The following is a 21,396-nucleotide window of genomic DNA, read 5'->3' as shown; positions in this document are numbered from 1 at the left end:
TCATAAGCATTTTCCCGTTAATATCTCCATAGGGCAGACGCCCGGCGCTTCTTGGCCGCTGTAAGCGGCCAAGAAGATGCATGGCTGAACTGTTATTAATTGTCCTTATTATACGGAATCAGATCTGGAAAATCAAGGCGGAGTTCATTTTTGCAGGTTTGCTAGGGAAATTACAGCCGTTCAGCAGGAATAGATTTCTTTGCTTGACAGGATGCCCCATGGCTGAGTATAATCGGATTTGCAGACAGTCATGGGAAATTTTTCATTCCCCTTATTTATATTCAGGAGGTATTTCCAATGGTTTATACGACCCAGGGCACATGTTCCCGCCAGATTACTTTTGATGTTGTAGACAATAAGCTGACCAATGTCCGCTTTCTCGGCGGCTGCTCCGGCAATACCCAGGGAGTTTCCAAGCTGGTAGAGGGCATGGATATCGACGAAGTGATTAAAAGAACCGACGGCATCCTTTGCGGCGCCCGCCCCACCTCTTGTCCCGATCAGCTCGCCAGGGCATTAAAGCAGTACAAAGCCCAGCAGAATTCCTAAACCAGGGAAGCTTTGCGGCATCTGACAATAAGGATTTAGAAATGTCAAAAGCCTGGAGTCCCATTTCTCCAGGCTTTTTCCAGTTCATTTTTCAGAGAGGGATTGTCATTCCGGCATGACCTTCCAAAACGCCAATCCCTTGTCCGTTCTGTTGATGAGAAATATATTTTTGTATTGTCGTATCGTAATGATCCCCATAGATCATCTCCCTTCAAAAATATGTATTTATATAATTAGGCCTAAATTATATACAAGATTAGTTAGGGTTAGTCTTTGGTGATGAGAACGCCGTGGGTTTCAGTTGCACAGCCCTCAATCTCATCTCCGATTTCTACCATGTGAAGGCCGCGGGCGCGGTAATAACGGTTAGTTGCAACGTTTTTAATAGTAATAGTATCTGTCATCATTGAGAGTTCTCCGCCCTCTTCCTCTTTGGTGCGTTCAAACTCCCAGTAATCAACTTGAACCCAGTCCTGTTTTCTATCATCCCATTGATCCAAGAAAACGGTATGACGAATTCGATCTACATTTACATGTGCAAATGTATCTACACAAATGTAGATGCTTCCGTTACTCTGGTTCAAAATTTCTAGCATTCCAGATGATAGATACTCCCCTTTTCCATTCCTCTGAACAATATCTTTTGATGATTGAATTTCTGGTCCTAGCAAAACACTTTGGTCATGATGTCCCGGGGCAGATTCCCAAGTTATCTCTGATGCGTAAACAGTATTAGCCATCATAAATAAAACGCATACCAGTACAAATACTCTTTTCATTTTACTTTCTCCTTTCCTATCTGCTCTTATATTAGTAATAACGTAATTCATTACCAGATTGTGACCAAATTTTAATAATAATTTAGATTTTCTACTATTTTTATATATTCATCCAATTCTATAATTCCACTTAAGTAATAATACGCCTTATCGTCATAGATTTCCGTCTCATACTCTTTTTTTCCATTCTCTAATTCATTCTCTCTAATTTTAATTGTTTTATTAATCCAGTCATTATGAATCTCCTCAACTATTTTTGTACGATCAGATGCCGTACTTACTGACGAAGCATCCCTACGTTCTCCCTGCACAAAATATATCTTGTTTCCACGATATTCAAATTCAAAAATTACTCTCCCTTGACTACTATTAATGTCTACTATTTGAAAATCCCTCGGTGTATATCCTAACTTTAAAACATTTATATTGAAATTTCCTTTTACTTCCTTATATGCCTCCTCTAAACTACTCATCTCCACCTTGTTTTTATCATTATTAAAAATAAGGTCATCGACGTTCCCTTTCCATCCCCTAAAAAAATAATTCTTCTCCCCCACTGCCGTCACGCCCAGCGCTCCGACAAACACAGCCACCAGCGCGGCCACAAGAAATACTTTCTTCTTTCCAAACTTCCGTATCTTTTTCTTATTTTTATCCGTTCCATCTGCACCCATTCCGCCTCCGGCGGCATCCATACCAGGCACAGTCATATTGTCCTGTGCCGCATCCTCAGACAGATTTTCCTTTTCCCGCTCTTCCCTCTCCATTTCCATGAACCGCCGGAACATACGCTCTTCGGCTCCGGGGAACTCTGAAGCATCCAGAGAAGCCTCCGCTTCTTCCAGCTCCTTTAAAAGCTGCTCGTCGGTCGCCCCATACGCTGTCTGAAGACATTTTTTCAGTTTTTCATCTTCCTGTCTTTCTTTGTCTGTCATGACTCTGACCCCTTTGCTTTCCATTGGCGATTTCTTTTTTGGGGTTGACAATTCTTCCCCAATCGTTACTATTAAAATAGCTGTGACTGTCTGACGCTGTATCCAAGACATCCGGCAGCCATAAAACAATCAATGTGCATGAAAAATCCATGGAGGCAATGATTTATGAAAACCATTATACTCACCGGCGGCGGCACTGCCGGTCATGTTACCCCAAATCTGGCTCTGATCCCTTCCCTGAAGGAGGCCGGATATGAGATCCGCTATATTGGCTCCTACAATGGGATCGAACGAAAGCTGATCGAAAACGCAGGGATTCCCTATGATGGTATTTCTTCCGGAAAGCTGCGCCGTTATTTCGATCTTAAAAACTTTTCCGATCCTTTCCGCGTCCTGAAAGGATACGGGGAGGCACGGAAGCTCATTAAAAAATATAAACCGGACGTACTTTTTTCCAAAGGCGGCTTTGTTGCGGTTCCTGTGGTCCTGGCAGCAAAGCATTATCATGTTCCCACTATTATCCACGAATCCGATATGACTCCGGGTCTTGCCAATAAGCTCTGCATTCCCTCAGCAAAAAAGGTCTGCTGCAACTTCCCGGAAACCCTTAAGTATCTTCCCGAGGATAAGGCGGTGCTTACCGGATCTCCGATCCGCGCCGAGCTGCTGAAAGGGGACCGTCTGGCCGGTCTCCAGTATACCCATCTTTCAGCAGCCAGGCCGATCATCCTGGTCATCGGCGGCAGCCTTGGCTCCGTAAAGGTAAACCAGGCTGTACGCAGCATTCTCCCACGGCTCCTGGAGAAATTCCAAGTGATCCACATATGCGGAAAGGGGAACCTGGACGAATCCCTCATCGGCACAGCCGGTTATGTCCAGTATGAATACGTTGACAGTCCCTTAAAGCACCTTTTTGCGGCTGCCGATCTGATCGTATCCCGTGCAGGCGCCAACTCCATCTGCGAGATCCTGGCTTTAAGGAAACCCAATGTCCTGATCCCTCTGTCTGCTGCCGCCAGCCGGGGCGATCAGATCCTCAATGCCCGGTCCTTTGCTGGACAGGGATTCTCTGAGGTCCTTGAAGAGGAACAGATGACCTATGATACTCTGTTAAACGCCATCACGGATACCTATGAAAACCGGCGTAAGTTCGTAGAGGCCATGGAAAAAAGCCACTTGAACAATGCCGTTCATACTATTATGGAATTGATCCAGGCCGTCCAGTAAGGCTGCAGACGCTACTGGAACTGTTCCCACAGCCCCTTCAGCTTTTCTTTTAAACACTTTCTGGCTCTTGAAATCCTGGAACGACAGACCTCCTCCGTGATTCCAAGAGCCCTGCTTATTTCTGGGATAGAACGTTCTTCAATAAAATACATCCTCACCGGCTCTCTCCAGATATCCTTCAGACCGTCGATCGTGTCGCGGATTTATTGGCAGTTTTCATTGCTGACTACCGTTTTGTCCACTGCATTGCCAGCACGATAGCTGATCTTATCCAGCTCTGTCTCACAATCCTCAATGGCGGTGATATCCGTCGGAGCCGCTTTTCTGTGATAATCCATGCATTTATTGTATACAATCCTGACCAGCACCTTTTTTATTTCTGGCTCTGTCATCTTTTCCAGGTAACCACCCTTATAACAAGACCAGAATGATGCCATTACGATATCTTCCACGTCATCATATGGAACGCCCTGTTTTCCGGCAAAGCTCATGAACACCCTTGAATACTTTTCCATTAGCTTTTGCAGCAGTTCAATGCTATTCTGCGGCATATCTTCTCCCTAAGTAAACCATCCCTTATAAGGCCGCTTCAATCCTTGCTGCCGTCTCTGCCAGTTCCTCTGAAGCCATTTTTCCCGGCTCCCAGGTCACCATTTCCGGTCCTCCTGCGTAACGGGGGATCACGTGTACATGGAAATGAAAGACCGTCTGTCCCGCTTCCGCTCCGTTATTCTGGACCAGATTAAATCCGGCACAGCCAAGCGCCTCCTTCATTGCCGCCCCGATTTTAGCTGCCAGCGGAAGGACCCTGGCCGCCACCTTCTCGTCCAGTTCGCAGACGTCCTTAAAATGTTCCTTTGGAAGGATCAGGGCATGCCCTCTGGATGCCGGTCCCAGATCAAGGATCACACGAAAATCCTCATCCTCGTAGATCGTAGCCGATGGAATCTCACCATTGGCAATTTTACAAAAAATACAATCCTTATCTTTCATTCCAAACTCCTCCATCATCCATTTTTTTCTTTGGTTTTCGATATAAAAGGATCCCCAGAAGGATTCCCAGGATCAATCCGGCCACATGGGCTGCATTATCTACACCCGAACTGGTGAGCCCCATATACAGGGAAAGAACGATCATAACGGCTAACTGCTTCGTCTGCAGATCCTCCAGACGTCCCTTATTGACAGCCACCGCATAAAACAGTCCGCCGATCACTCCAAAGATCGCCCCTGATGCCCCGGCAGATACCACCATAGGGTCCTTATTTCCTATCATCATGGAGATCCAGTTGGCTCCGATCCCGCTGAACAGGTACAGGATCAGATATTTTACATGTCCCAGGGCCCTTTCCAGGTTATCCCCCAGAGCAAACAGAACGATCATGTTATTCACCAGGTGGCTGATTCCAAAATGCATGAACATGGCCGTCAAAAGACGGTAATATTCCCCGTCTTCTATGACTGCCGCCTTCAGCATTGCCCCTTTTGTATACATAAAATATGCATCCTCAGAGGATCCGGCCGCTTCCAGGTATAAAAAAACCAGAGCGTTCACCGCCATCAGTATCCAGTTTATATATGACTTTTTCCTGGCGGTATCTTCCATTCCCTCAGCCCTTTCCTGCCGTCATAATATCATACCTTTTACAGTCCCGCAATGGAACGTAACTGGATAAGCCTAGTCCATGATACCCAGGCCCCTCGCCACAATCGTGATAAAATCCTGAACATTGGTCACCATGGTAGTGGCTGACAGGCTTCCTCTGTCCAGAAGCTTATTGACTACAAATTCGTCTGCATCTACTGTATAAAGATACAGCGGCCGTATAGTGCCATCTTCCAGGACCCTGAACGACGGCGTCATATTGCCTGTGGCAATGGTGTGGAGCATGGTGGCCAGGCAGATAACACAGGTGGATTTTTTTACAAGCTGTCTCATGGCCCTCTGGCCTGCATAAGCGTCTCCGATCACCTCCGGCATCGGACCGTCATCACGGATCGATCCCGTCAGTACAAAAGGAACCTGCTTCTTTACACAGCTGTATATGATCCCATTGTCGATTTTGTAATCTTCAATGAACTGGGGGATCGATCCGCTCCTGCGGACCCGGTTGATCACGTCCAGATGGTTATAATGGCCATTGGGCATGGAAACCTGGGTATAGATATCCTGTCCCAGGGCCGTATGGAGGAGAGCCCCCTCCAGATCATGGGTCGCCAACGCATTTCCGGCCATCAGTCCATGGGCATACCCATTCTCCACAAGCGCCTGCATCGCTTTTCTGGCATTATGATCGAAGGAAAATGCCGGTCCCATGACCCATAAGATATTTCCATGCTCCTTCTCATATTTCAAGAGCTCCAGGAGATTATCGTAATCTCTGGCATAGGACGTTTCTCTGCTGCGCCCCTGCCGGAACACGAACTTTTCCTTTTCAGACGTTTCTTCGGTCTCAAAGCCTGTATTATGGACATAAATTCCCTCCTGGCACTGTTCGCTGCGGCCCAGGATCACCTTCTGCCCCTGTTTCAGGTTTCTGTTTTCCACCACCTCCAGGTGTCCATCCTCACAGATCACCACGCTGGAATCCATGCGGCTTTCTTCTGCCAGCACCCACCGGCCGCCGATCTTAAAATATTCCGGATACATGGATGTACTGTGGAAATATTCCGGTGCAACTCCATCTTTTTCCACAAGCTCCCATTTTACCTCTGGCGCGCTCACAAACTGAGGGAGCGAAAAATCCGGGTGATGGTATTCTGGTAATTTGAATGGCATGTCATTCCTCCTCTCGCCCGCTTCACGCGGATATATTTTTTTCATTATATCATAAATCCCTATTCTTTTGGTGCACATTGGAATTATAAAATGAAAATTTTTAGTCCGCCGCCCGCATGCTCTGCGTATCTGGTTCCGAGAAAGGACGATCACTCGGGTCTTACCGGAACCGGAACCTTCTTCCAGCGATCTCCACTTCGCTGCCCGACTCAAGGCTGCACGTCTCATTGGCCTCCAGAAGTCTTCCATTTACTTTTGTTCCATTAGTAGAATTCAGGTCTGTAATGGTATAGGCTCCGTCCTTCTCTTCTATTTTTACATGAAGCCGGCTGACGCCCGGCTCATTCAGACAAAAATCTGCCATTTCCCGGCTTTTCCCGATCAGGAATGGAAAATATGTCAGAGGGATCTCCAGGTTTCCGGAAAATGCTGTCAGCTTCCGGCTTTCTATTTCCAAAGGCCTGGCTGCCAGAAGGATCGTCTGGAACTCCTCTTCCTTTTCTTCCCTCTGTTCTGCAGCAGGCCGGCTGGAAATTCTCCCCGCATCCGCCTCCTCTTCCCTAAAATATACCTCCCATGGTTCTGTCTTTTCCCGGTCCTCCCCCTCTGGACCACGCTCCTCCTGCCGCCTGGAATCCGCCTTTCCTTTCCCAGTTCCGGCCTTCACCCCCGACAACAGAAACACTTCCACTGCCAAAAGGACCATCTCTGCAGCCCCCAGGATCCATTTATACTGAAACAGGCCATGGATTCCAAAAAGAGCAGCTGCAGCCGCCGGAAGAACTGCCATAAGTATTCCGACGGCTATGGCCACTGTCTTTAAGACTCTATCCCTCTCCCCTCCCCTTCCATGGTCTGATCCGCAGACCCTTGAAGAGGATTTTTCTGTCCTTCTCTCCTTCATCCATTCCCCAGATCCCCGCTCTCCGTTTTCTGTATCCATTTTCCAAAGATCCTGTCTTTTTTCCTCCTCCGTTCCGGTCTGCCCGCCTGTACGGTTCCTGGAGACCTCTTTTTCTTCCTCCTCGCCGTTTTTTCCAGCCTCTGACTCTGCCCTGGCCTTTTCCAGACACTTTCCGATCTCCTCAAGTCCGAAATTCTCTTTTCTGGACTCACGGAAAATGGCAAATGCCAGCACCACGGCCTCCCCGTCCCTGTGGTCCACGTGATCCAGCAGATATTGAGACAGTTCACGGAATCCCTGGGAAAAATCCCATCTGCCCCCAGGTACCAGGCAGAACGAGCATTGGAAGGAATCCGGATCCACATAGATCATTTCCGGGGTCAGATCCATGGATTTTTCGTCTAAAAGGTATCTCTCTGTCTGCTTCAGAGAAAATAAAAGATCCGCCGCCAGCCGTTCCAGTTCTTTTCCCCTTAAATTCCTGTGCTCCAGGATCCTCCCCAGCGGCTGTCTGGACGTAACATCATAATAGAACCACCGCTCCCCATCCACCTGCTTTTCCCGAAATGGAAGAAAGCCCGGGATCCTGTTTTCTGTCAGCATCCGCACCGTATATTCTTCATTTTTTCCCGGTCCCGGCTTCAGGACCATATAATTCCGGTTCATTTCCCGTCTGAACTCCACTTCCCCTATCATCCTGGCCATTCCCCATTTCTGTCAGGGCCGCTGTCCTCCGTAAAAATAGCTCCGGACGGAACGCTCCCCTTTCTATTTCCAGCGCCCACGCTCCAGCAGACGCATATCCCGAAATCTTTCCTGTTTTTCTTTTAAGCCTGGCGCTGTATTTCCCCAGCCAGAGCCTGGGATTTCCCTGTTCCTCTGCCTGCCCGGTAAAATAAGTATCCTCTTTCTTTTCATCCCTGTTATAGGAGGCCCGTTCCAGAGCCTCTTCCAGGATCATAGAACCGGTTATCTCATCATGGATCGTATAGGCCTCTTTTATGGTCATTCCCATAACCATAAAGACCAGAGCAAGGACCAGCGCCGCCTCCACCGTAAAGCTGGCCGCAAGCCGCCGTTCTTTTTTCAGGAAAGCACCAGCCAGAGTCCCACTGGAAGCAGAAAGGGGAGGAACGGAAGCCTTTTCTGCCGGACGCCGACACCTCCGATGAAGGATGCGGCCATATATGCAAGGCTGTACACACTGCAAAAAATGAGCCCCGATAAAAAAAGCATAAAATTTTCTGTTGGCTCCAGAAAAAAACCGGTCACAATAAAAAACCATCCGTCTCCCTCCCCGATCCCTCCATCCGTGATCTGTCCCAGTATCAGAAGAAAGATCCCTACCGCTGCTGATGACAGCAGCCCAAGTACACTGCGCCCGGAAAGCAATGAAACGGCTGCGCCAAGGCTCCCTGCCGCCGCCAGGAACCCCTGCCCCACGGTCCTGCTCCGGAGATCCTGCCAGACCGCCCACACCAGAAATATCAGAAATATCCATTTTCCCATTCAGTTAACCGCCTCCCTCTGCTTTCTTTCTGGATGCACAGTAAGAGCATACGCCCAGGTGTCCCACATCCTCCAGATCCACTTTCCGGACGTAGGAGATCATGGAGCTGCAGGCCCGGTTAAAATGATAATGCCCGCCTCCTGCGGTCACATACACCGTCCGGTCCCCATGCCCGGAGTCCGCACACCGGGAGCAGGGGCGGTAACGCTCTCCGAACTGGTTTGTCATTTTTTCTGCCTGATTTAAGGATACAGCTTCATATGCATTGGAAATATAATGGCAGTCCCTATACAAGTGGTACCTGCCCATACCTGCTCCCACATACACGGCATGTCCGTTTCCCTCACCGGCTTCTGTCGTATGCTCTCCCGACTCCCTCAGCTTTCCTTCCAGACCGATCCATCCCCTCCTTCTGGAAGCTGCCTTCATGGTAATTCCCTGTCTGTATACAGGAAAGAATGGGATCCTTTCCGTATATTCCACTTCCAGGCAGATATTTCCCGATGGATCCGGAGCCTTTGCATCCTTCACAGTCACATGGTCCACAAGCTTTTCTGCTTTTCCCTGGATCCACAGTCCGGCTGCTGCTCCAGAAAGAAGCTCCACATATCCACTGGATAGACCGCCTTCCCCGTCCACAGCTCCACCTGCGGAGCCGGATCCATTTCCAGTCCCCTCACCGCTCCCAGGTTCCAGCTCCTTCAGATACACAGCCTGACTTAATTCTTCGCTAAAGCATTCCAGCGCCGTCTGGACCTGTCTCTGCCGGTCCAGCCACCGCACAGGCTCCATGAGCGCAGCTGCAAAAAACAGCCAGAGCGGAAGACAAAGGGCGGCTTCCACCGTCATACTGGCAGAGACGCGCCGGGAATGTCCGGAGATGAATGGCAGTACCCTCTTTCCCAGGATAAAAACAATATTTATTAAGGGGAGAATGCAAGGTACTTGGAGAGACATTGCACACTGGTAATGCAATTTGGATTTTAGAAATGTGCCTTTCAGCATATGAGAATAACAATCTGAAAAAGAGGGCACCGCCATTCACCTCCGTTCTTAATATGCCCAGGCTGTTTCCACAGTCTGCCAGTACTCATCCTTCATAAGAAACAAATGCTGTTGGGATATCTCTGTGCGGATCTCCACCTCACAGGCACAGGCATCCGTCGAAAAGTCCTTCTGTTTTTTTCTTACATTCCACTGGATCACATCCATCATCCTGTAATTTCTCACAACCTTATCCTCCAGAAACAGCAGGATCCTGATATAATCCTCATATCCGCTGCCGGAAGCTTCCATATCCGGCCTCCCCTCCAGAAACTCCATGGCCAGCAGCCCGTCCAGACTCAGATGCCATGTGCTGTCCGTTTTCCAGAATCCGGTCTTCCCGCCATCCAGAAGCCCACGCACATCCCAGACGGCCTCTCCCAGAGCCCAGAGGCTTAAGATCAGAAAACCGATGATCAGTCCTGCCGCCGCATTTCCTCCGGAAACCGCTGCTGCCAGGCCGTCTGCCTGGGCTTTCTTATCTGCCGCATTAAGGAGATACAAAAGGTTCATGGCCGCCCGGATCATAAGGAGCTGTTCCACGGTCTTGGCCAGGTTATCCCGGTCAGAGCCTTTTCCGCAGAGAAGATATTCCTGTTCATAATCCAGGGCCTGATCCGCCAGCTCCTCACGGCTTTCGCTTTTTTTCAGAAAGGAGTCAAAATACAGGAGTATGTATTCGTTCACCAGAAGCTGGGCTGCCAGCCCGTTGGACTCTGTTTTTTCTTCAGACTGTTCTTTTGAAGGACCATTCTGTCCGGCTCTGACTCTTTTTTCTGAAAGCTTTACTCCCTTTGGTATTACCAGCTTCAGAAGGTCTCCGCTCAGCATCTCCTCCAGCCGGTCCAGAGCGCTGGATTTTTCCTGGTCCACAGGCTCCTGCACTGCTGCTTCCGGTATCTGGACCATATCCATAAGCTCCTGGATCTGATCCCAGTCCGGCCCCGTCTCATCTTCTTCCCCATTTTCCTCATGCTCCCCATCTCCTCCTTCCTCCAGAAGCTCTGAAATTTCCTCCAGACGGACAGCCTCCGCCTCCAGCTGATCTTTCATCTCCTGACAGCGCCCCTGAAATTCCCTGGCGGCCTCTTCCACACTCTGATACGCCGCCAGCTCCATATCCATGGTTTCCGACGCCTGCGGCTCCATCCCTTCCCTTCTTTCTTCCCCTCTGGCAGACCGGCTGTCCTCAGAAAGAGCCTCCACCTCCTTTTGATACCGATCCGCCAGAGCAGGAAACTTTCCGATCTTTTTCAAAAGTCTCTTTATTTCCGTTTCCATTTTTCCGGCCCTTTCATCCGCAGCCGCCTCTGCTGCCCGTATCCTTGACCGCTCCATATCCTCCAGTGCAGCCTCCACCTCCCTCCTGGCCTTTTCAAGCCGCCTTGTATGCCTTCCGGCCTGGCGGCATACCTTAAATACAGTCCTGAAGTCTCCTGCCCGGGAAGCGTCCCTTGCGCTCTCCGCGACCCCGGACAGATCTCCGGCAATATCCGGAAGTCGGTACCGGACATAGGAGAGGATCCCGTCCTCCAGAGGCTTTCCTGCATGGTCCTGCATATTCAGAATGGCTGTGACCTCCCGGCTCTTCCGCTTCATCGGATACAGGTTCTCCTGTTCCAGATAAAAATCCAGATACGTATCGAAGGAACGCCCAATGGCCTCTGGAGACTCATACTCCAGGAACAAAAGATGGTACATATCCCACAGATTCCGGTTATACTGGCTCATAACAGAGGCCATGGCTGAATTGGCGGCCATCGTAAGGTACAGTCTTGCTCCCGCCGTCCGGGCCGATTCCAGAAGTCCCATAAAAAGCGACAGGATACACACCAGCGTAAGGCTCAGAAACACAGTGATCTCTCCCCTTTTTTTCATGATCAGTACACCTCTTTTGACTGCTTGCTGATCTCCGAAAAAATATTGTTCAAAAGCTGATTGATCTGTTTTTTAAAGATGATCACCAATCCGATCAGTACGACCAGGATCAGCACCACCTCGATCACGCCAACACCGTCTTCTTCCTTTAAAAACTCCATGATCCTCATACGGTCCCTCCTTTCAGCCCAGCGAGAAAAACGCCGGCGCAGTTACCATTACCATAACGATTCCGAGCATCCCAAACATGGGAAACAGCAGCTTTGTGGACGCCTCCTCCCCCTTTCTCCGGGCCAGATCCGCCTGTATCTTAAAGGCTTCTTCCATTTCCGGCTCCAGAAGGCTTCTGAGGCTGCTTCCACCTGTGCGCAGAGAGCTCTCCAGAATACCGGAAAATCTCGTGTAACACCGGAGTCCGCAGCGTTTTCCAAACCGGACGTATGCAAAAGCCTCCGGCGTCCCCGTCTCCATCTGGTTCAACGTGACCTGCATTTCCTGGTAAACCTCTGAAAACGGAAGCGTCTCCGACTGTTTCCGGTCCTGGACTGTCTTTTTCCAGGCCTGGCGGATGGAATAACCGGCCCCTGTCAGTACCAGAAAGCCTGAGACCAGGTCCGGATAGGCTGCCGTCAGACTCTCCTCCCTTCTCTTTTTCTGGAGCTGTTCGTCATTTTTTTCCTTCATCCAGAGACAGGCCGCCAGAACGCCTCCCAGAACCAGAAGGACCGCATTCTGAAACCGTCCCTTTCTCCGGTATGTAATGGGGACTCCTTCAAATTCTTCCATAAGCCGGACCGTCTCATTTTCCATATCCTCCAGCGCCAGACTGTCTATCCTTTCCGCCAGGCGCTCTCCCTGGGTCATCTCCTCCGGAAGGACGGTGACCGGGACCGTCACCAGCTCCTTCTCCTCTCCGCATGAAAGCTCCGCCATCAAAGAGAACGTTTCCCCCCTGGACGGGTCCACCCCCCGGAGCCCTTCCTGGTTTAAAAGCCCCATGCTGCTCAGAAGCTCCGGCCTCTCCGATTCCCATTCCACCTGGATCCCATATCCCGGAAGCTCCTCCGGCAGCTCCAGATCTGTGCGGATCTGGTCCAAAGACACATTGCTTCCCAGGATACCGGACAGGAGGATCTCCGAAATCTCTGGCATACGCTGGTGGAATTCCTTTGGGGAAAGTCTCCGGGGCGGAACCGTTACTGCCAGTTCAACAGCTCCCTCCTCCAGTCCTTCCGCATAAAATTCGTATACTGCATCCCTTTGTCCCCATGGGTTCCGTTTTAAGATCCCTTTATCCACAGTCTGCCGGTCTGTATCCGCCGCCTCGGCTCCCAAAAAGAAAACGATTCCCAGGGCAGCGCATCCCCCATACCGGAGATATCTGTATACCGTTCCCCTCATATACGGATCTCCAGGATCCTTTTTGAAAGGCTGCAGGCCCCTAAATAAATTCCAAGACATACTGTCATCACCACCCGTCCGGCTGCCGTCCCATAAAGAAGGTCAAAAAAGCCCGGGGACGTAAGCTCGATATAAAAAACGATCAGCAGCGGAATGGCGCTCATGATCCTCTGCTCCATCCGCCTGGCTGCTGTGGCCGTCATAATGTCCTCCTGGATCCGTATCTTTTCCGCGATGATCTCCGCTGTCCTGGCAATGATCCTTACCAACTCCCCTCCGCTTTTCCGGGCTGCCAGAAACACCTCGGAAAAGCTCTGGATATCCTCCAGGCCGCTCCTCCTGGCAAAGTCCCCCAGGGCCTCCCCGAAAGCCCGGTTCATCCGGGTCTTGGCAAGGATCAGGCGCAGCTCCTGGGATATCATAGAATCCTTCCCATAAAGCCGGTCCATTTCCTCCAATGCAGCGGCAAAGGCATTTTCCACTGAATACCCTGCGTTGAGTCCGGAGGCAGCCGAAAGGATCGCATCCTTGAACTGGAGCTTTAAGGCCTCTTTCCGCCGCCGCTTCAGATCCTTCCTCAGGATAAGCGGATAGCAGATCCCCATCGGCGCCAGCACCGCAAACAGCGCCGCGCTTCTGTAAAATACGAAGTCAAGAAGCGCCAGATACCCAATTCCCTGGCTGCCATACAGCAGCCACTCCTTTTTGCTCAGCCGGTATACCTCATAATCCATACCCTGCCCTTCTGAGCTTTTCCTGGCATCTGAGGTCTCCGGCCTTTCTGAGCTCTCCCTCTCCGTCAAGGGAAAACAAAGGCCTGAGGACGATCTCACTGTTTTCAATTCCCACCACCTCCTCGATTGCCGTCACCTTCCGGCTCCTGTCCCTCATTCTTGCCACATGGACCATCACATCCAGGGCTGACGCGATCTGGCTCCTTATGGCCGGCAGGGGAAGCTCCATCCCCATAAGGACCATCGTCTCCAGCCTGGCCAGCATATCCCGGCAGCTATTGGCATGGCCGGTGCAAAAGCTCCCGTCATGGCCGGTGTTCATGGCCTGGAGCAGGTCCACGGCCTCCTGTCCCCGGACCTCACCGATCACTATACGGTCCGGTCTCATACGCAAAGCCGCCCGTATCAGCATCCCGATCCCGATGGCTCCCTGGCCCTCCCCGTTGGCGTTTCTTGTTTCCAGCCGTACCAGGTTCTCAATGTGGGCCAGCTTTAGTTCCGCTGAATCCTCAATGGTGATCACCCGCTCTTCTGGAGGGATAAACTCCGAAAGAGCGTTTAAAAAGGTCGTCTTTCCTGCCCCCGTGCCTCCGCTGACAAAAATATTGTATCGGGCCGCCGCCAGTATTTTTAAAAGGTCCGCCGCCTCCCTTGTGACGCTCCCGTATTCCAGAAGCCGGTCCATGGTGATCGGATCCGGGAATTTCCGGATCGTGAGGATCGGTCCGTTTAATGCCACCGGCTCCAGCACCACATGGACCCTCGAACCGTCCTCCAGCCTGGCATCCACAATGGGGGACGCCGTATTGACTGTCCGGTTGACCCGGCTGACGATCTGCCGGATCAGCTCCAGAAGCTGTTCCCGGGATTCAAAGGATTTTTCCCATCTCCGTATCCTCCCTTCTGTCTCCACAAACACCTCCTCCGGGCCGTTGACCATGATCTCCGTGATTCCCGGGTCGTCCACCAGCTCCTGCAGGATGTCCAGCCTCCGGAAGGAATCGAACAGCTCCTTCTGAAGTCTCAGCCTGTCCCTGAGAGCCATGGGTTCCCGCTCCATCTGCTCCAGGATCTTCCCGTCGATGACCTGGGCCAGTTCCTCATCCGTCATCTGGCGCTCATAGGACATTCCCTGGAGGATCTCCTCCCGCAGCTCCCGTTTCAGATCCCGTATCAGCTCTCCCATATCCATCTCTGCCCCTTTAACATCCCTCGGACGAAATCTCCCAGATCCCCCCACAAAAGCTCCTGCGGAAAATGCTCCATCCGCTTCATTCCTGTGACCATGGGAACATGGATCTTATGGAATTTTCCCGCCACCGTTTTTTTCCCGCTTTTTTCCACATACTGCTCAAACTCCTGGAGCTTGGCCCTGGAAACGGCATCCTCCCGGATGGGCATATAGACCGCCTGGCAGATCTCCAGAAGCGGCAGAACCTGTCTCCCATAGTTCCCAATATCCAGGACCAGGGTCCCATATCCTCCCTCCTCCAGGATCTTTAACAGAAAATCCGCCATTTCCTCTGAAGTGATCTGGTTATAATCATCCGGAAAACGGATCGGAGGCAGCCAGGCCATATCTCCCAGATAGTAAATGACCGAATTAAGCTGAAGGCCGTGGAACCGGCCCTGCTTATAATAATAGATCAGATCCGAAAGATCCCGCTTCCACTGCTCGTCCAGAAGGCCGGAAAAACCGGTAAACGTATCCAGCGTAATGAACAGCAGCTTTTCCTCTCTGGCCAGAAGCTGGCCCATTGCCAGGGCCAATGACGTTTTTCCGCATCTTCCCACCGGGGAATACACGCCGATGATCCGTTTCCCCGAAGCCGGAAGCCCCGGAAAATCCGTTTTCCCTTCCGGCGTTTCACAGTAGGCCGCCATCACCTCCCGCAGGATATCGTCGCCGGACTGGTATTTATAGATCCCATGCCCGCCTCCCTCCCCTGCCCGGACTTCCTCCTCTGTGAGAAGGATCCGCTGGACCGACGGGAGGCCTGGAAAGCCTCCTTCGGACAGCGTTCCCGTAAGGAGCACATCGATCCCATGGTCCCTGGCAAACTCCTCCAGCCGTTTCCTGGATGTAAAGGCCCGGGCGGAAAAGATCCCGTCCTCCCTCCGGTTGATATAATCAGAAAGCCGTTCCGCATAAAACGGATCCTCGTCGTAAACTGCCATGATCTTTTTCATCTTCCCTCACCTCCTCAGAGATATCTTCCAGCCAGCCATATACAATATCCCAGGAACAGCCAGGGACCCAGCCGCAGGATATTCCGTTTATCCTCCCTTCCCGGATATTCCAGGAGCTTCCCCTCCTTTCCTGAGCGGATGACAAAGGTTCCGATCCGCTCCATCCGCATCCACAGCGAGCCCTGCCGCCAGATCATCCCCGCCGCCCGGAGGGCGGCCAGAAAAAGCCCGGTGAAGATCACCAGGAGCCCCGGCCCCATACCCAGAAGACCTGTACAGAGAGCCATCAGCTTAATGTCCCCTGCTCCCAGCATCCTGCATAAAAACAGGGTATAAAATGCAGCACATGTACCAATAACCCGGGCCGCCAGTCCCGCCAGCAATATAAACACATCTCCGCCGGTCCCGGCTCCCCATATGGCTCCCACAATCCCGCCTGCCAGCCCCAGAAGGATCTGCCAGTGGAACACCTTCCCATACCTTCAGTCCGTCACAGCGGCTGAAAGCAGTACGACAAATAAAACTGCCAAGGGCAGACACCTCCCATCTTTATTTTTGTTGTTTTCTGGAATCCTGCCCCGATCCTGGGGCTTCCGGCGAAACTGCCGGTCCTGTCCCGGGCGGACGCCCGGTTGGAAATGATCTGGAAATGAAGAAGCTCATTTCTGAATGTGCTCCTATTATCGGCCAAACAGGAAAAAAAGTCAATTTCAAAACCGTAAAATCGCCCTCTATATTTTCAGCAATATTCTACAAAAAAATTTCATACAAAATAATAACTTTACTAAGTTTTATCCAAAACATTGACGTACCTTTCAAAAAATGCTAGAATATATTTAGTTTATATTTTTAAACCAATGGAATCAGAACACACAGACAGGAGGGCCATCCTATGCCGCAGGAACCGGACGACAGAGAATATACGCCGGATGAAAGCCGGTTAAAAACTTCATTCAGGGAGTGTATCCCCCTTTTCATCGCCCTGGGCGACAGTACCCGCCTAGCCATCATCCAGCAGCTTTATGAGGTGGAAGAGGACCGCAGATCCCTGGAGACGGAACAGAAAGGCGGCCGCAGCGTATCCGAAAAACGCCGCGCTCCAGGTCTCAACGTGAAAGAGATCACAGAAAAAACCAGTCTTTCCCGTCCGGCTGTCTCCCATCATTTGAAGATCCTGAAGGATTCGGGGCTGATCGCTGTGGAAAAACGCGGCGTCTGCAATTATTACCATCTGACCAGTCAGTCTGCCATCGACCGGCTTCTCAGATTAAACGAGGCGCTGCAGCAGAATTCCAGTAAATGAATATCTCGCCCATAAAAAGACAATACTACCATTGACCTTTGTAATGCTCCGGAACGCGCCGCGCAGCACAGGAAGTCAGACCAGTCAGGAGCCGGGAGCTCCGAAACCTCCGGACACCTAAAAAAACGACCTCCAGCAAACGAAGCTGCAGGCTGCCGGGAGGCCGGATACTGGAAAAGACCAATACCAGAAGAAAGGAAAATGGAAGTATGCGATTCATAAACAAAAAATCCGCGCCAAATAAGGAACGGACGAAGGAGCTTCTGGAGCTGAAAAAGCAGATCATGGCCAGCCAGACTGCGATCCTTTCCGCCCAGAACCAGTTTGAGCAGGTGGTGGACCCTGCGCTGATCGACTGCTACATTTATGAGCTGAACGCAGCCCAGCTCCGCTACCAGTTCCTTCTCCAGAGCCTTAAAAAGCGGGAATTACAGGAGGTCTGACCGGCTATGAAGCCCTGGTATCAGAAAGCAGTTTTTTATCACATCTACCCTTTGGGGCTCCTGGGAGCTCCTAAGACAAATCATGAAACCTCCGCAGCCTGTCGTTTTGATGAGCTGCTCCAATGGATCCCCCACATACGGGATCTGGGCTGCACCGCCCTTTATATCGGTCCGGTCTTTGAATCCACAGGCCACGGCTATGACACCAGGGATCTGCGCCTGGTGGACCGGAGACTGGGGACAAATGAAGATTTTACAAATTTCGTGGACCAGTGTCACGAACATGGGATCCGTGTGGCAGTTGACGCCGTGTTCAACCACACCGGACGGGAATTTCCCGCCTTCCGCGATATCCAGGAAAAGAGAGAAGCCTCTCCCTATAAGGACTGGTACCGCGGAGTAAACTTCGGCTGGGGAAGCCCCATGGGCGACTCCTTCGGATACGAGGCATGGCAGGGCCACTATGAGCTCCCGTGCCTGAACCTGCAGAACCCGGCGGTCAGAGAGTATCTGATGGATACCGTAAAATTCTGGATCGATACCTTACACATCGACGGCCTCCGCCTGGACTGCGCCAATGTTTTAGATTTTGCCTTCATGAAGGAGCTGCGCAGCTGCACCGCCTCCATGAAGGAGGATTTCTGGCTCATGGGCGAGGTGATCCACGGAGAATACGGAAGATGGGTCAATGGAGAAATGCTTCACTCTGTTACCAATTATGAGCTCCATAAGGCTCTTTACTCCGGTCACAACGACCATAACTATTTTGAGATCGCCCACAATGTGAAGCGGCTGGAATCTGTGGGAAGGGCTCTGTATACCTTTACGGATAACCACGACGAGGACAGGATCGCCAGCAAGCTGCGGGAACCAGACCACCTGTTCCCCGTATACCAGCTTTTATTCACCCTTCCCGGGATCCCGTCCGTGTACTACGGAAGCGAATGGGGGATCCAGGGAGCGCGCACCCGGGAATCTGACGAGGCGCTCCGCCCTGCCCTTTCCTTAAAGGATATGGAACAGAAGACCGGCCCCATCACGGACCATATCGCCGCCCTGGCCCGGATCCACCGGGATAATCCGGAGCTCCATGACGGAACGTATAAAGAACTTCTTCTGACCAACCGCCAGTATGCGTTTGGCCGGCTGGGAGAAAATACAATGATCCTTTCGGCAGTCAACAATGACAGCCAGCCCGCAGCCCTTTCCATACCGGTCCCGTTCCCGGCGTCCCAGGCCATAAACCTTCTGGACGCGGAAGCTCCTTCCATACCGGTGGAAAACGGAAGGCTTTCTGTGACCCTTCCGCCGTCAGGCGGCGCGATCTTTAAACTTCGGGAGGCATAAGAGTATGAAAAATTCAGGAAAAAGCAGTAAAACCACAGCAAAAAAGGCCGGAAGACCGGCCGGTACCGGCTTCATTACAGAACTGGACCGCTACCTGTTCGGTCAGGGTACCCACTATAAGATCTTTGAAAAGCTGGGGGCCCATCCCCGCACCTATGGCGGAAAGCCGGGTATGTACTTTGCCGTCTGGGCGCCCCATGCGAAGTCTGTGGGCGTCGTTGGGGACTTCAATGGATGGGATCCGGAGGCGTCTCCCATGAAGCCCCTGGAGGATTCCGGCATCTACGAAGCCTTCATACCAGGCCTTGGAACTGGCGAGCTTTATAAATTTGCCATCACCACAAAGGATGACAAGATCCTTTTTAAAGCGGATCCCTATGCATTCAGCGCCGAATTCCGGCCAGGAACCGCCTCCATCACCACCGATATCTCCGGCTTTTCCTGGAGCGATGAGAAATGGATGGAGAAACGGAAGCACACAGAGCCGGAAAAAGCTCCCATGGCCATTTATGAGGTCCATCTGGGCTCCTGGAGAAAGGCCAGCCGGCCGGAAAAGGAAGGCTATTATACATATAAGGAGGCGGCCCACGAGCTGGCCGACTATGTGGTAAAAATGGGCTACACCCATGTGGAGCTCATGGGCATCGCGGAGCATCCCTACGACGGCTCCTGGGGCTACCAGGTGACCGGCTACTACGCTCCCACCTCCCGCTATGGAGGTCCCAGGGATTTCATGTACTTCGTCAATTATCTCCACAAAAAGGGGATCGGCGTGATCTTAGACTGGGTCCCGGCCCATTTCCCAAAAGACGCCCATGGCCTGGCAGATTTTGACGGGGAACCGCTTTATGAGTACGCAGATCCCAGAAAAGGCGAGCATCCCGACTGGGGAACAAAGGTCTTTGATTACGGGAAAAACGAGGTGAAAAACTTCCTGATCGCCAACGCCCTTTACTGGGTGGAGAATTTCCATGTGGACGGACTCCGGGTGGACGCCGTGGCCTCCATGCTGTATCTGGACTACGGGCGCAGCAACGGGAACTGGGTCCCCAACCAGTATGGAGAAAATAAAAATCTGGAGGCCATTGAATTCTTCCGCCATTTAAACAGTGTCCTTACAGGCCATATGACCGGAGCCATCATGATCGCTGAGGAATCCACCGCATGGCCCGGCGTCACAAAGGCGCCGGAGGAAGGCGGCCTGGGCTTTACCTTCAAGTGGAATATGGGATGGATGCACGATTTTCTGGAATATATGAAATTGGATCCATATTTCCGAAAATTCAACCATAACAAGATGACCTTCGGGATCACCTATGCCACCAGTGAAAACTACATCCTGACCCTGTCCCATGACGAGGTGGTCCATTTAAAATGCTCCATGATCAATAAAATGCCCGGCTTCCCGGACGATAAATTTGCGAACCTGAAGGCCGGCTATACCTTCATGATGGGCCATCCGGGCAAAAAGCTCTTATTCATGGGCCAGGATTTCGGCCAGTACCATGAGTGGGACGAAAAAACAGCCCTGGACTGGTATCTGGCAGAGGAGCCCCAGCACAGGGACCTGCTAAAATATTACAGCGACCTGCTCCATATCTACCAGAAATATCCGGCCCTTTACCGGCTGGACAGCGATTGGAACGGTTTCCAGTGGATCAACGCCAACGACGGCGACCGGAGCATCTTCAGCTTCATCCGCCGGGATGAAACAGGGAAAAAGAACCTCCTGTTCGTCATCAACTTCACTCCCATGGCCCGGGACGATTACCGGGTGGGCGTTCCCAAATCAGGAACCTATACGCTGATCCTGGACAATGAGCACGGCCTCTATAAGCGCGGGGAGCATGCCTTCTCAAAGCGCTCCGTAAAATCTGAATGCGACGGCCAGCCCTATTCCTTTGCCTACCCGCTTCCGGCTTACGGAACCGCTGTTTTCCGTTTTAATTAATTGACAGGAATTTTTAATACGTTCACCGCATTTTTATGTTATACTGGATGTGGTGAACGTATTTTTACCTGGATAAAACTTTAAAGGAGGGAACTTATGCAGACGATTCTTGTATGCGATGACGATAAACAGATTGTTGAAGCTATTAATATTTATCTTACGGGAGAGGGCTTTGAGGTCATCAAGGCCTATGACGGCTACGAGGCCCTGGAATACCTGGAGGACCACGAGGTGAACCTGATGATCGTGGATGTGATGATGCCGGGATTGGACGGGATCCGCACCACCTTAAAGGTGCGCGAGACCAGCAGCATCCCCATTATCATCCTGTCGGCCAAATCCGAGGATACCGATAAGATCCTGGGCTTAAACATCGGGGCGGACGATTATATCACAAAGCCCTTTAATCCCCTGGAGCTGGT

The 21,396-nt window shown here is 51.4% G+C and carries 24 protein-coding genes; 7 read left to right on the top strand and 17 right to left on the bottom strand.

Translation table 11 applies throughout. From position 1 onward, the window contains the following. Nucleotides 1-297: 297 nt before the first annotated feature. Complete coding sequence (locus WIH05_RS00625) at nucleotides 298-549, top strand: TIGR03905 family TSCPD domain-containing protein (protein ID WP_022272119.1); 252 nt, start codon at nucleotides 298-300, stop codon at nucleotides 547-549. Between the two features lie 266 nt (nucleotides 550-815). Here WIH05_RS00625 and WIH05_RS00620 read toward each other — a convergent pair whose 3' ends face one another. Then, entirely contained in the window at nucleotides 816-1,328 is a 513-nt protein-coding gene (locus WIH05_RS00620; RefSeq protein WP_022272118.1) for a DUF6147 family protein, read from the bottom strand. Between the two features lie 71 nt (nucleotides 1,329-1,399). Continuing rightward, the gene (locus WIH05_RS00615; protein WP_022272117.1) at nucleotides 1,400-2,263 is read right to left on the bottom strand and encodes a DUF4367 domain-containing protein; all 864 of its coding nucleotides are present in this window, start codon (nucleotides 2,261-2,263) and stop codon (nucleotides 1,400-1,402) included. Nucleotides 2,264-2,428: 165 nt separating this feature from the next. On the opposite strand from WIH05_RS00615, the gene WIH05_RS00610 reads away from it, so the two are divergent. Further along, nucleotides 2,429-3,490 (top strand): undecaprenyldiphospho-muramoylpentapeptide beta-N-acetylglucosaminyltransferase, encoded by a 1,062-nt coding sequence (locus WIH05_RS00610; RefSeq protein WP_337424828.1) that lies wholly within the window; start codon nucleotides 2,429-2,431, stop codon nucleotides 3,488-3,490. A gap of 203 nt (nucleotides 3,491-3,693) precedes the next feature. Here the strand turns inward: WIH05_RS00610 and WIH05_RS00605 are convergent, their stop codons facing one another. The 15 genes from WIH05_RS00605 to WIH05_RS00535 all read right to left on the bottom strand — a co-directional run bounded on the left by WIH05_RS00605 (nucleotide 3,694) and on the right by WIH05_RS00535 (nucleotide 16,400). After that, nucleotides 3,694-4,041, bottom strand: a complete 348-nt coding sequence (locus WIH05_RS00605; protein ID WP_337424827.1) for a hypothetical protein — start codon at nucleotides 4,039-4,041, stop codon at nucleotides 3,694-3,696. Nucleotides 4,042-4,066: 25 nt separating this feature from the next. Then, nucleotides 4,067-4,483, bottom strand: a complete 417-nt coding sequence (locus WIH05_RS00600; RefSeq protein ID WP_022272592.1) for an HIT family protein — start codon at nucleotides 4,481-4,483, stop codon at nucleotides 4,067-4,069. Further along, nucleotides 4,473-5,096: a rhomboid family intramembrane serine protease gene (locus WIH05_RS00595; RefSeq protein WP_215653349.1), complete on the bottom strand. Its 624-nt coding sequence runs from the start codon at nucleotides 5,094-5,096 to the stop codon at nucleotides 4,473-4,475. Before WIH05_RS00595 ends, WIH05_RS00600 begins: the two co-directional genes overlap by 11 nt. A gap of 72 nt (nucleotides 5,097-5,168) precedes the next feature. Then, entirely contained in the window at nucleotides 5,169-6,269 is a 1,101-nt protein-coding gene (locus WIH05_RS00590) for a hypothetical protein (RefSeq protein ID WP_022272594.1), read from the bottom strand. Nucleotides 6,270-6,429: 160 nt separating this feature from the next. Continuing rightward, a complete protein-coding gene (locus WIH05_RS00585) occupies nucleotides 6,430-7,857 on the bottom strand; it encodes a DUF6382 domain-containing protein (protein WP_337424826.1) in 1,428 nt (475 codons plus the stop codon). Beyond that, complete coding sequence (locus WIH05_RS00580; protein WP_337424825.1) at nucleotides 7,793-8,182, bottom strand: hypothetical protein; 390 nt, start codon at nucleotides 8,180-8,182, stop codon at nucleotides 7,793-7,795. The genes WIH05_RS00585 and WIH05_RS00580 overlap by 65 nt, the downstream gene beginning before the upstream one ends. Nucleotides 8,183-8,259: 77 nt before the next feature. Beyond that, nucleotides 8,260-8,682 carry a prepilin peptidase gene (locus tag WIH05_RS00575; protein WP_022272596.1) on the bottom strand — a complete coding sequence of 141 codons (423 nt, stop codon included), beginning with the start codon at nucleotides 8,680-8,682 and terminating at the stop codon, nucleotides 8,260-8,262. Nucleotides 8,683-8,686: 4 nt separating this feature from the next. Then, the gene (locus tag WIH05_RS00570) at nucleotides 8,687-9,532 is read right to left on the bottom strand and encodes a hypothetical protein (protein WP_337424824.1); all 846 of its coding nucleotides are present in this window, start codon (nucleotides 9,530-9,532) and stop codon (nucleotides 8,687-8,689) included. Between the two features lie 204 nt (nucleotides 9,533-9,736). Next, the gene (locus WIH05_RS00565) at nucleotides 9,737-11,605 is read right to left on the bottom strand and encodes a DUF5702 domain-containing protein (RefSeq protein ID WP_337424823.1); all 1,869 of its coding nucleotides are present in this window, start codon (nucleotides 11,603-11,605) and stop codon (nucleotides 9,737-9,739) included. A gap of 2 nt (nucleotides 11,606-11,607) precedes the next feature. Then, nucleotides 11,608-11,775: a Flp1 family type IVb pilin gene (locus tag WIH05_RS00560; protein WP_022272600.1), complete on the bottom strand. Its 168-nt coding sequence runs from the start codon at nucleotides 11,773-11,775 to the stop codon at nucleotides 11,608-11,610. Nucleotides 11,776-11,788: 13 nt separating this feature from the next. Next, nucleotides 11,789-13,006 (bottom strand): hypothetical protein, encoded by a 1,218-nt coding sequence (locus tag WIH05_RS00555; protein WP_022272601.1) that lies wholly within the window; start codon nucleotides 13,004-13,006, stop codon nucleotides 11,789-11,791. Then, the gene (locus WIH05_RS00550; protein WP_337424822.1) at nucleotides 13,003-13,740 is read right to left on the bottom strand and encodes a type II secretion system F family protein; all 738 of its coding nucleotides are present in this window, start codon (nucleotides 13,738-13,740) and stop codon (nucleotides 13,003-13,005) included. Before WIH05_RS00550 ends, WIH05_RS00555 begins: the two co-directional genes overlap by 4 nt. Then, nucleotides 13,730-14,926, bottom strand: coding sequence for a CpaF family protein (locus WIH05_RS00545; RefSeq protein ID WP_337424821.1), 1,197 nt, complete (start codon nucleotides 14,924-14,926; stop codon nucleotides 13,730-13,732). Before WIH05_RS00545 ends, WIH05_RS00550 begins: the two co-directional genes overlap by 11 nt. Then, nucleotides 14,914-15,930: a hypothetical protein gene (locus WIH05_RS00540; protein ID WP_022272229.1), complete on the bottom strand. Its 1,017-nt coding sequence runs from the start codon at nucleotides 15,928-15,930 to the stop codon at nucleotides 14,914-14,916. The genes WIH05_RS00545 and WIH05_RS00540 overlap by 13 nt, the downstream gene beginning before the upstream one ends. 14 nt (nucleotides 15,931-15,944) lie before the next feature. Further along, nucleotides 15,945-16,400, bottom strand: a complete 456-nt coding sequence (locus WIH05_RS00535) for a hypothetical protein (RefSeq protein WP_337424820.1) — start codon at nucleotides 16,398-16,400, stop codon at nucleotides 15,945-15,947. A 422-nt stretch (nucleotides 16,401-16,822) separates the two neighbouring features. Here WIH05_RS00535 and WIH05_RS00530 point away from each other — a divergent pair, with 422 nt between their 5' ends. The 5 genes from WIH05_RS00530 to WIH05_RS00510 form a co-directional block, all read left to right on the top strand. Then, nucleotides 16,823-17,233, top strand: coding sequence for a metalloregulator ArsR/SmtB family transcription factor (locus WIH05_RS00530; protein ID WP_022274400.1), 411 nt, complete (start codon nucleotides 16,823-16,825; stop codon nucleotides 17,231-17,233). Between the two features lie 209 nt (nucleotides 17,234-17,442). Then, a complete protein-coding gene (locus WIH05_RS00525) occupies nucleotides 17,443-17,676 on the top strand; it encodes a YaaL family protein (protein WP_022274401.1) in 234 nt (77 codons plus the stop codon). Between the two features lie 6 nt (nucleotides 17,677-17,682). Then, nucleotides 17,683-19,023, top strand: a complete 1,341-nt coding sequence (locus WIH05_RS00520; RefSeq protein ID WP_022274402.1) for an alpha-amylase family glycosyl hydrolase — start codon at nucleotides 17,683-17,685, stop codon at nucleotides 19,021-19,023. Nucleotides 19,024-19,027: 4 nt separating this feature from the next. Further along, nucleotides 19,028-20,974, top strand: a complete 1,947-nt coding sequence (gene glgB, locus WIH05_RS00515) for a 1,4-alpha-glucan branching protein GlgB (RefSeq protein WP_022274403.1) — start codon at nucleotides 19,028-19,030, stop codon at nucleotides 20,972-20,974. Nucleotides 20,975-21,070: 96 nt separating this feature from the next. After that, the coding region (locus WIH05_RS00510; protein WP_337424819.1) for a response regulator at nucleotides 21,071-21,396 on the top strand (326 nt) is incomplete at its 3' end.

It is taken from the genome of Alitiscatomonas sp. (assembly GCF_037242085.1).
Lineage (GTDB): Bacteria > Bacillota > Clostridia > Lachnospirales > Lachnospiraceae > Alitiscatomonas > Alitiscatomonas aceti.
The sequence above is the reverse complement of the archived record's forward strand: the minus strand, read 5'-3'. Positions and strand labels throughout refer to the sequence as shown.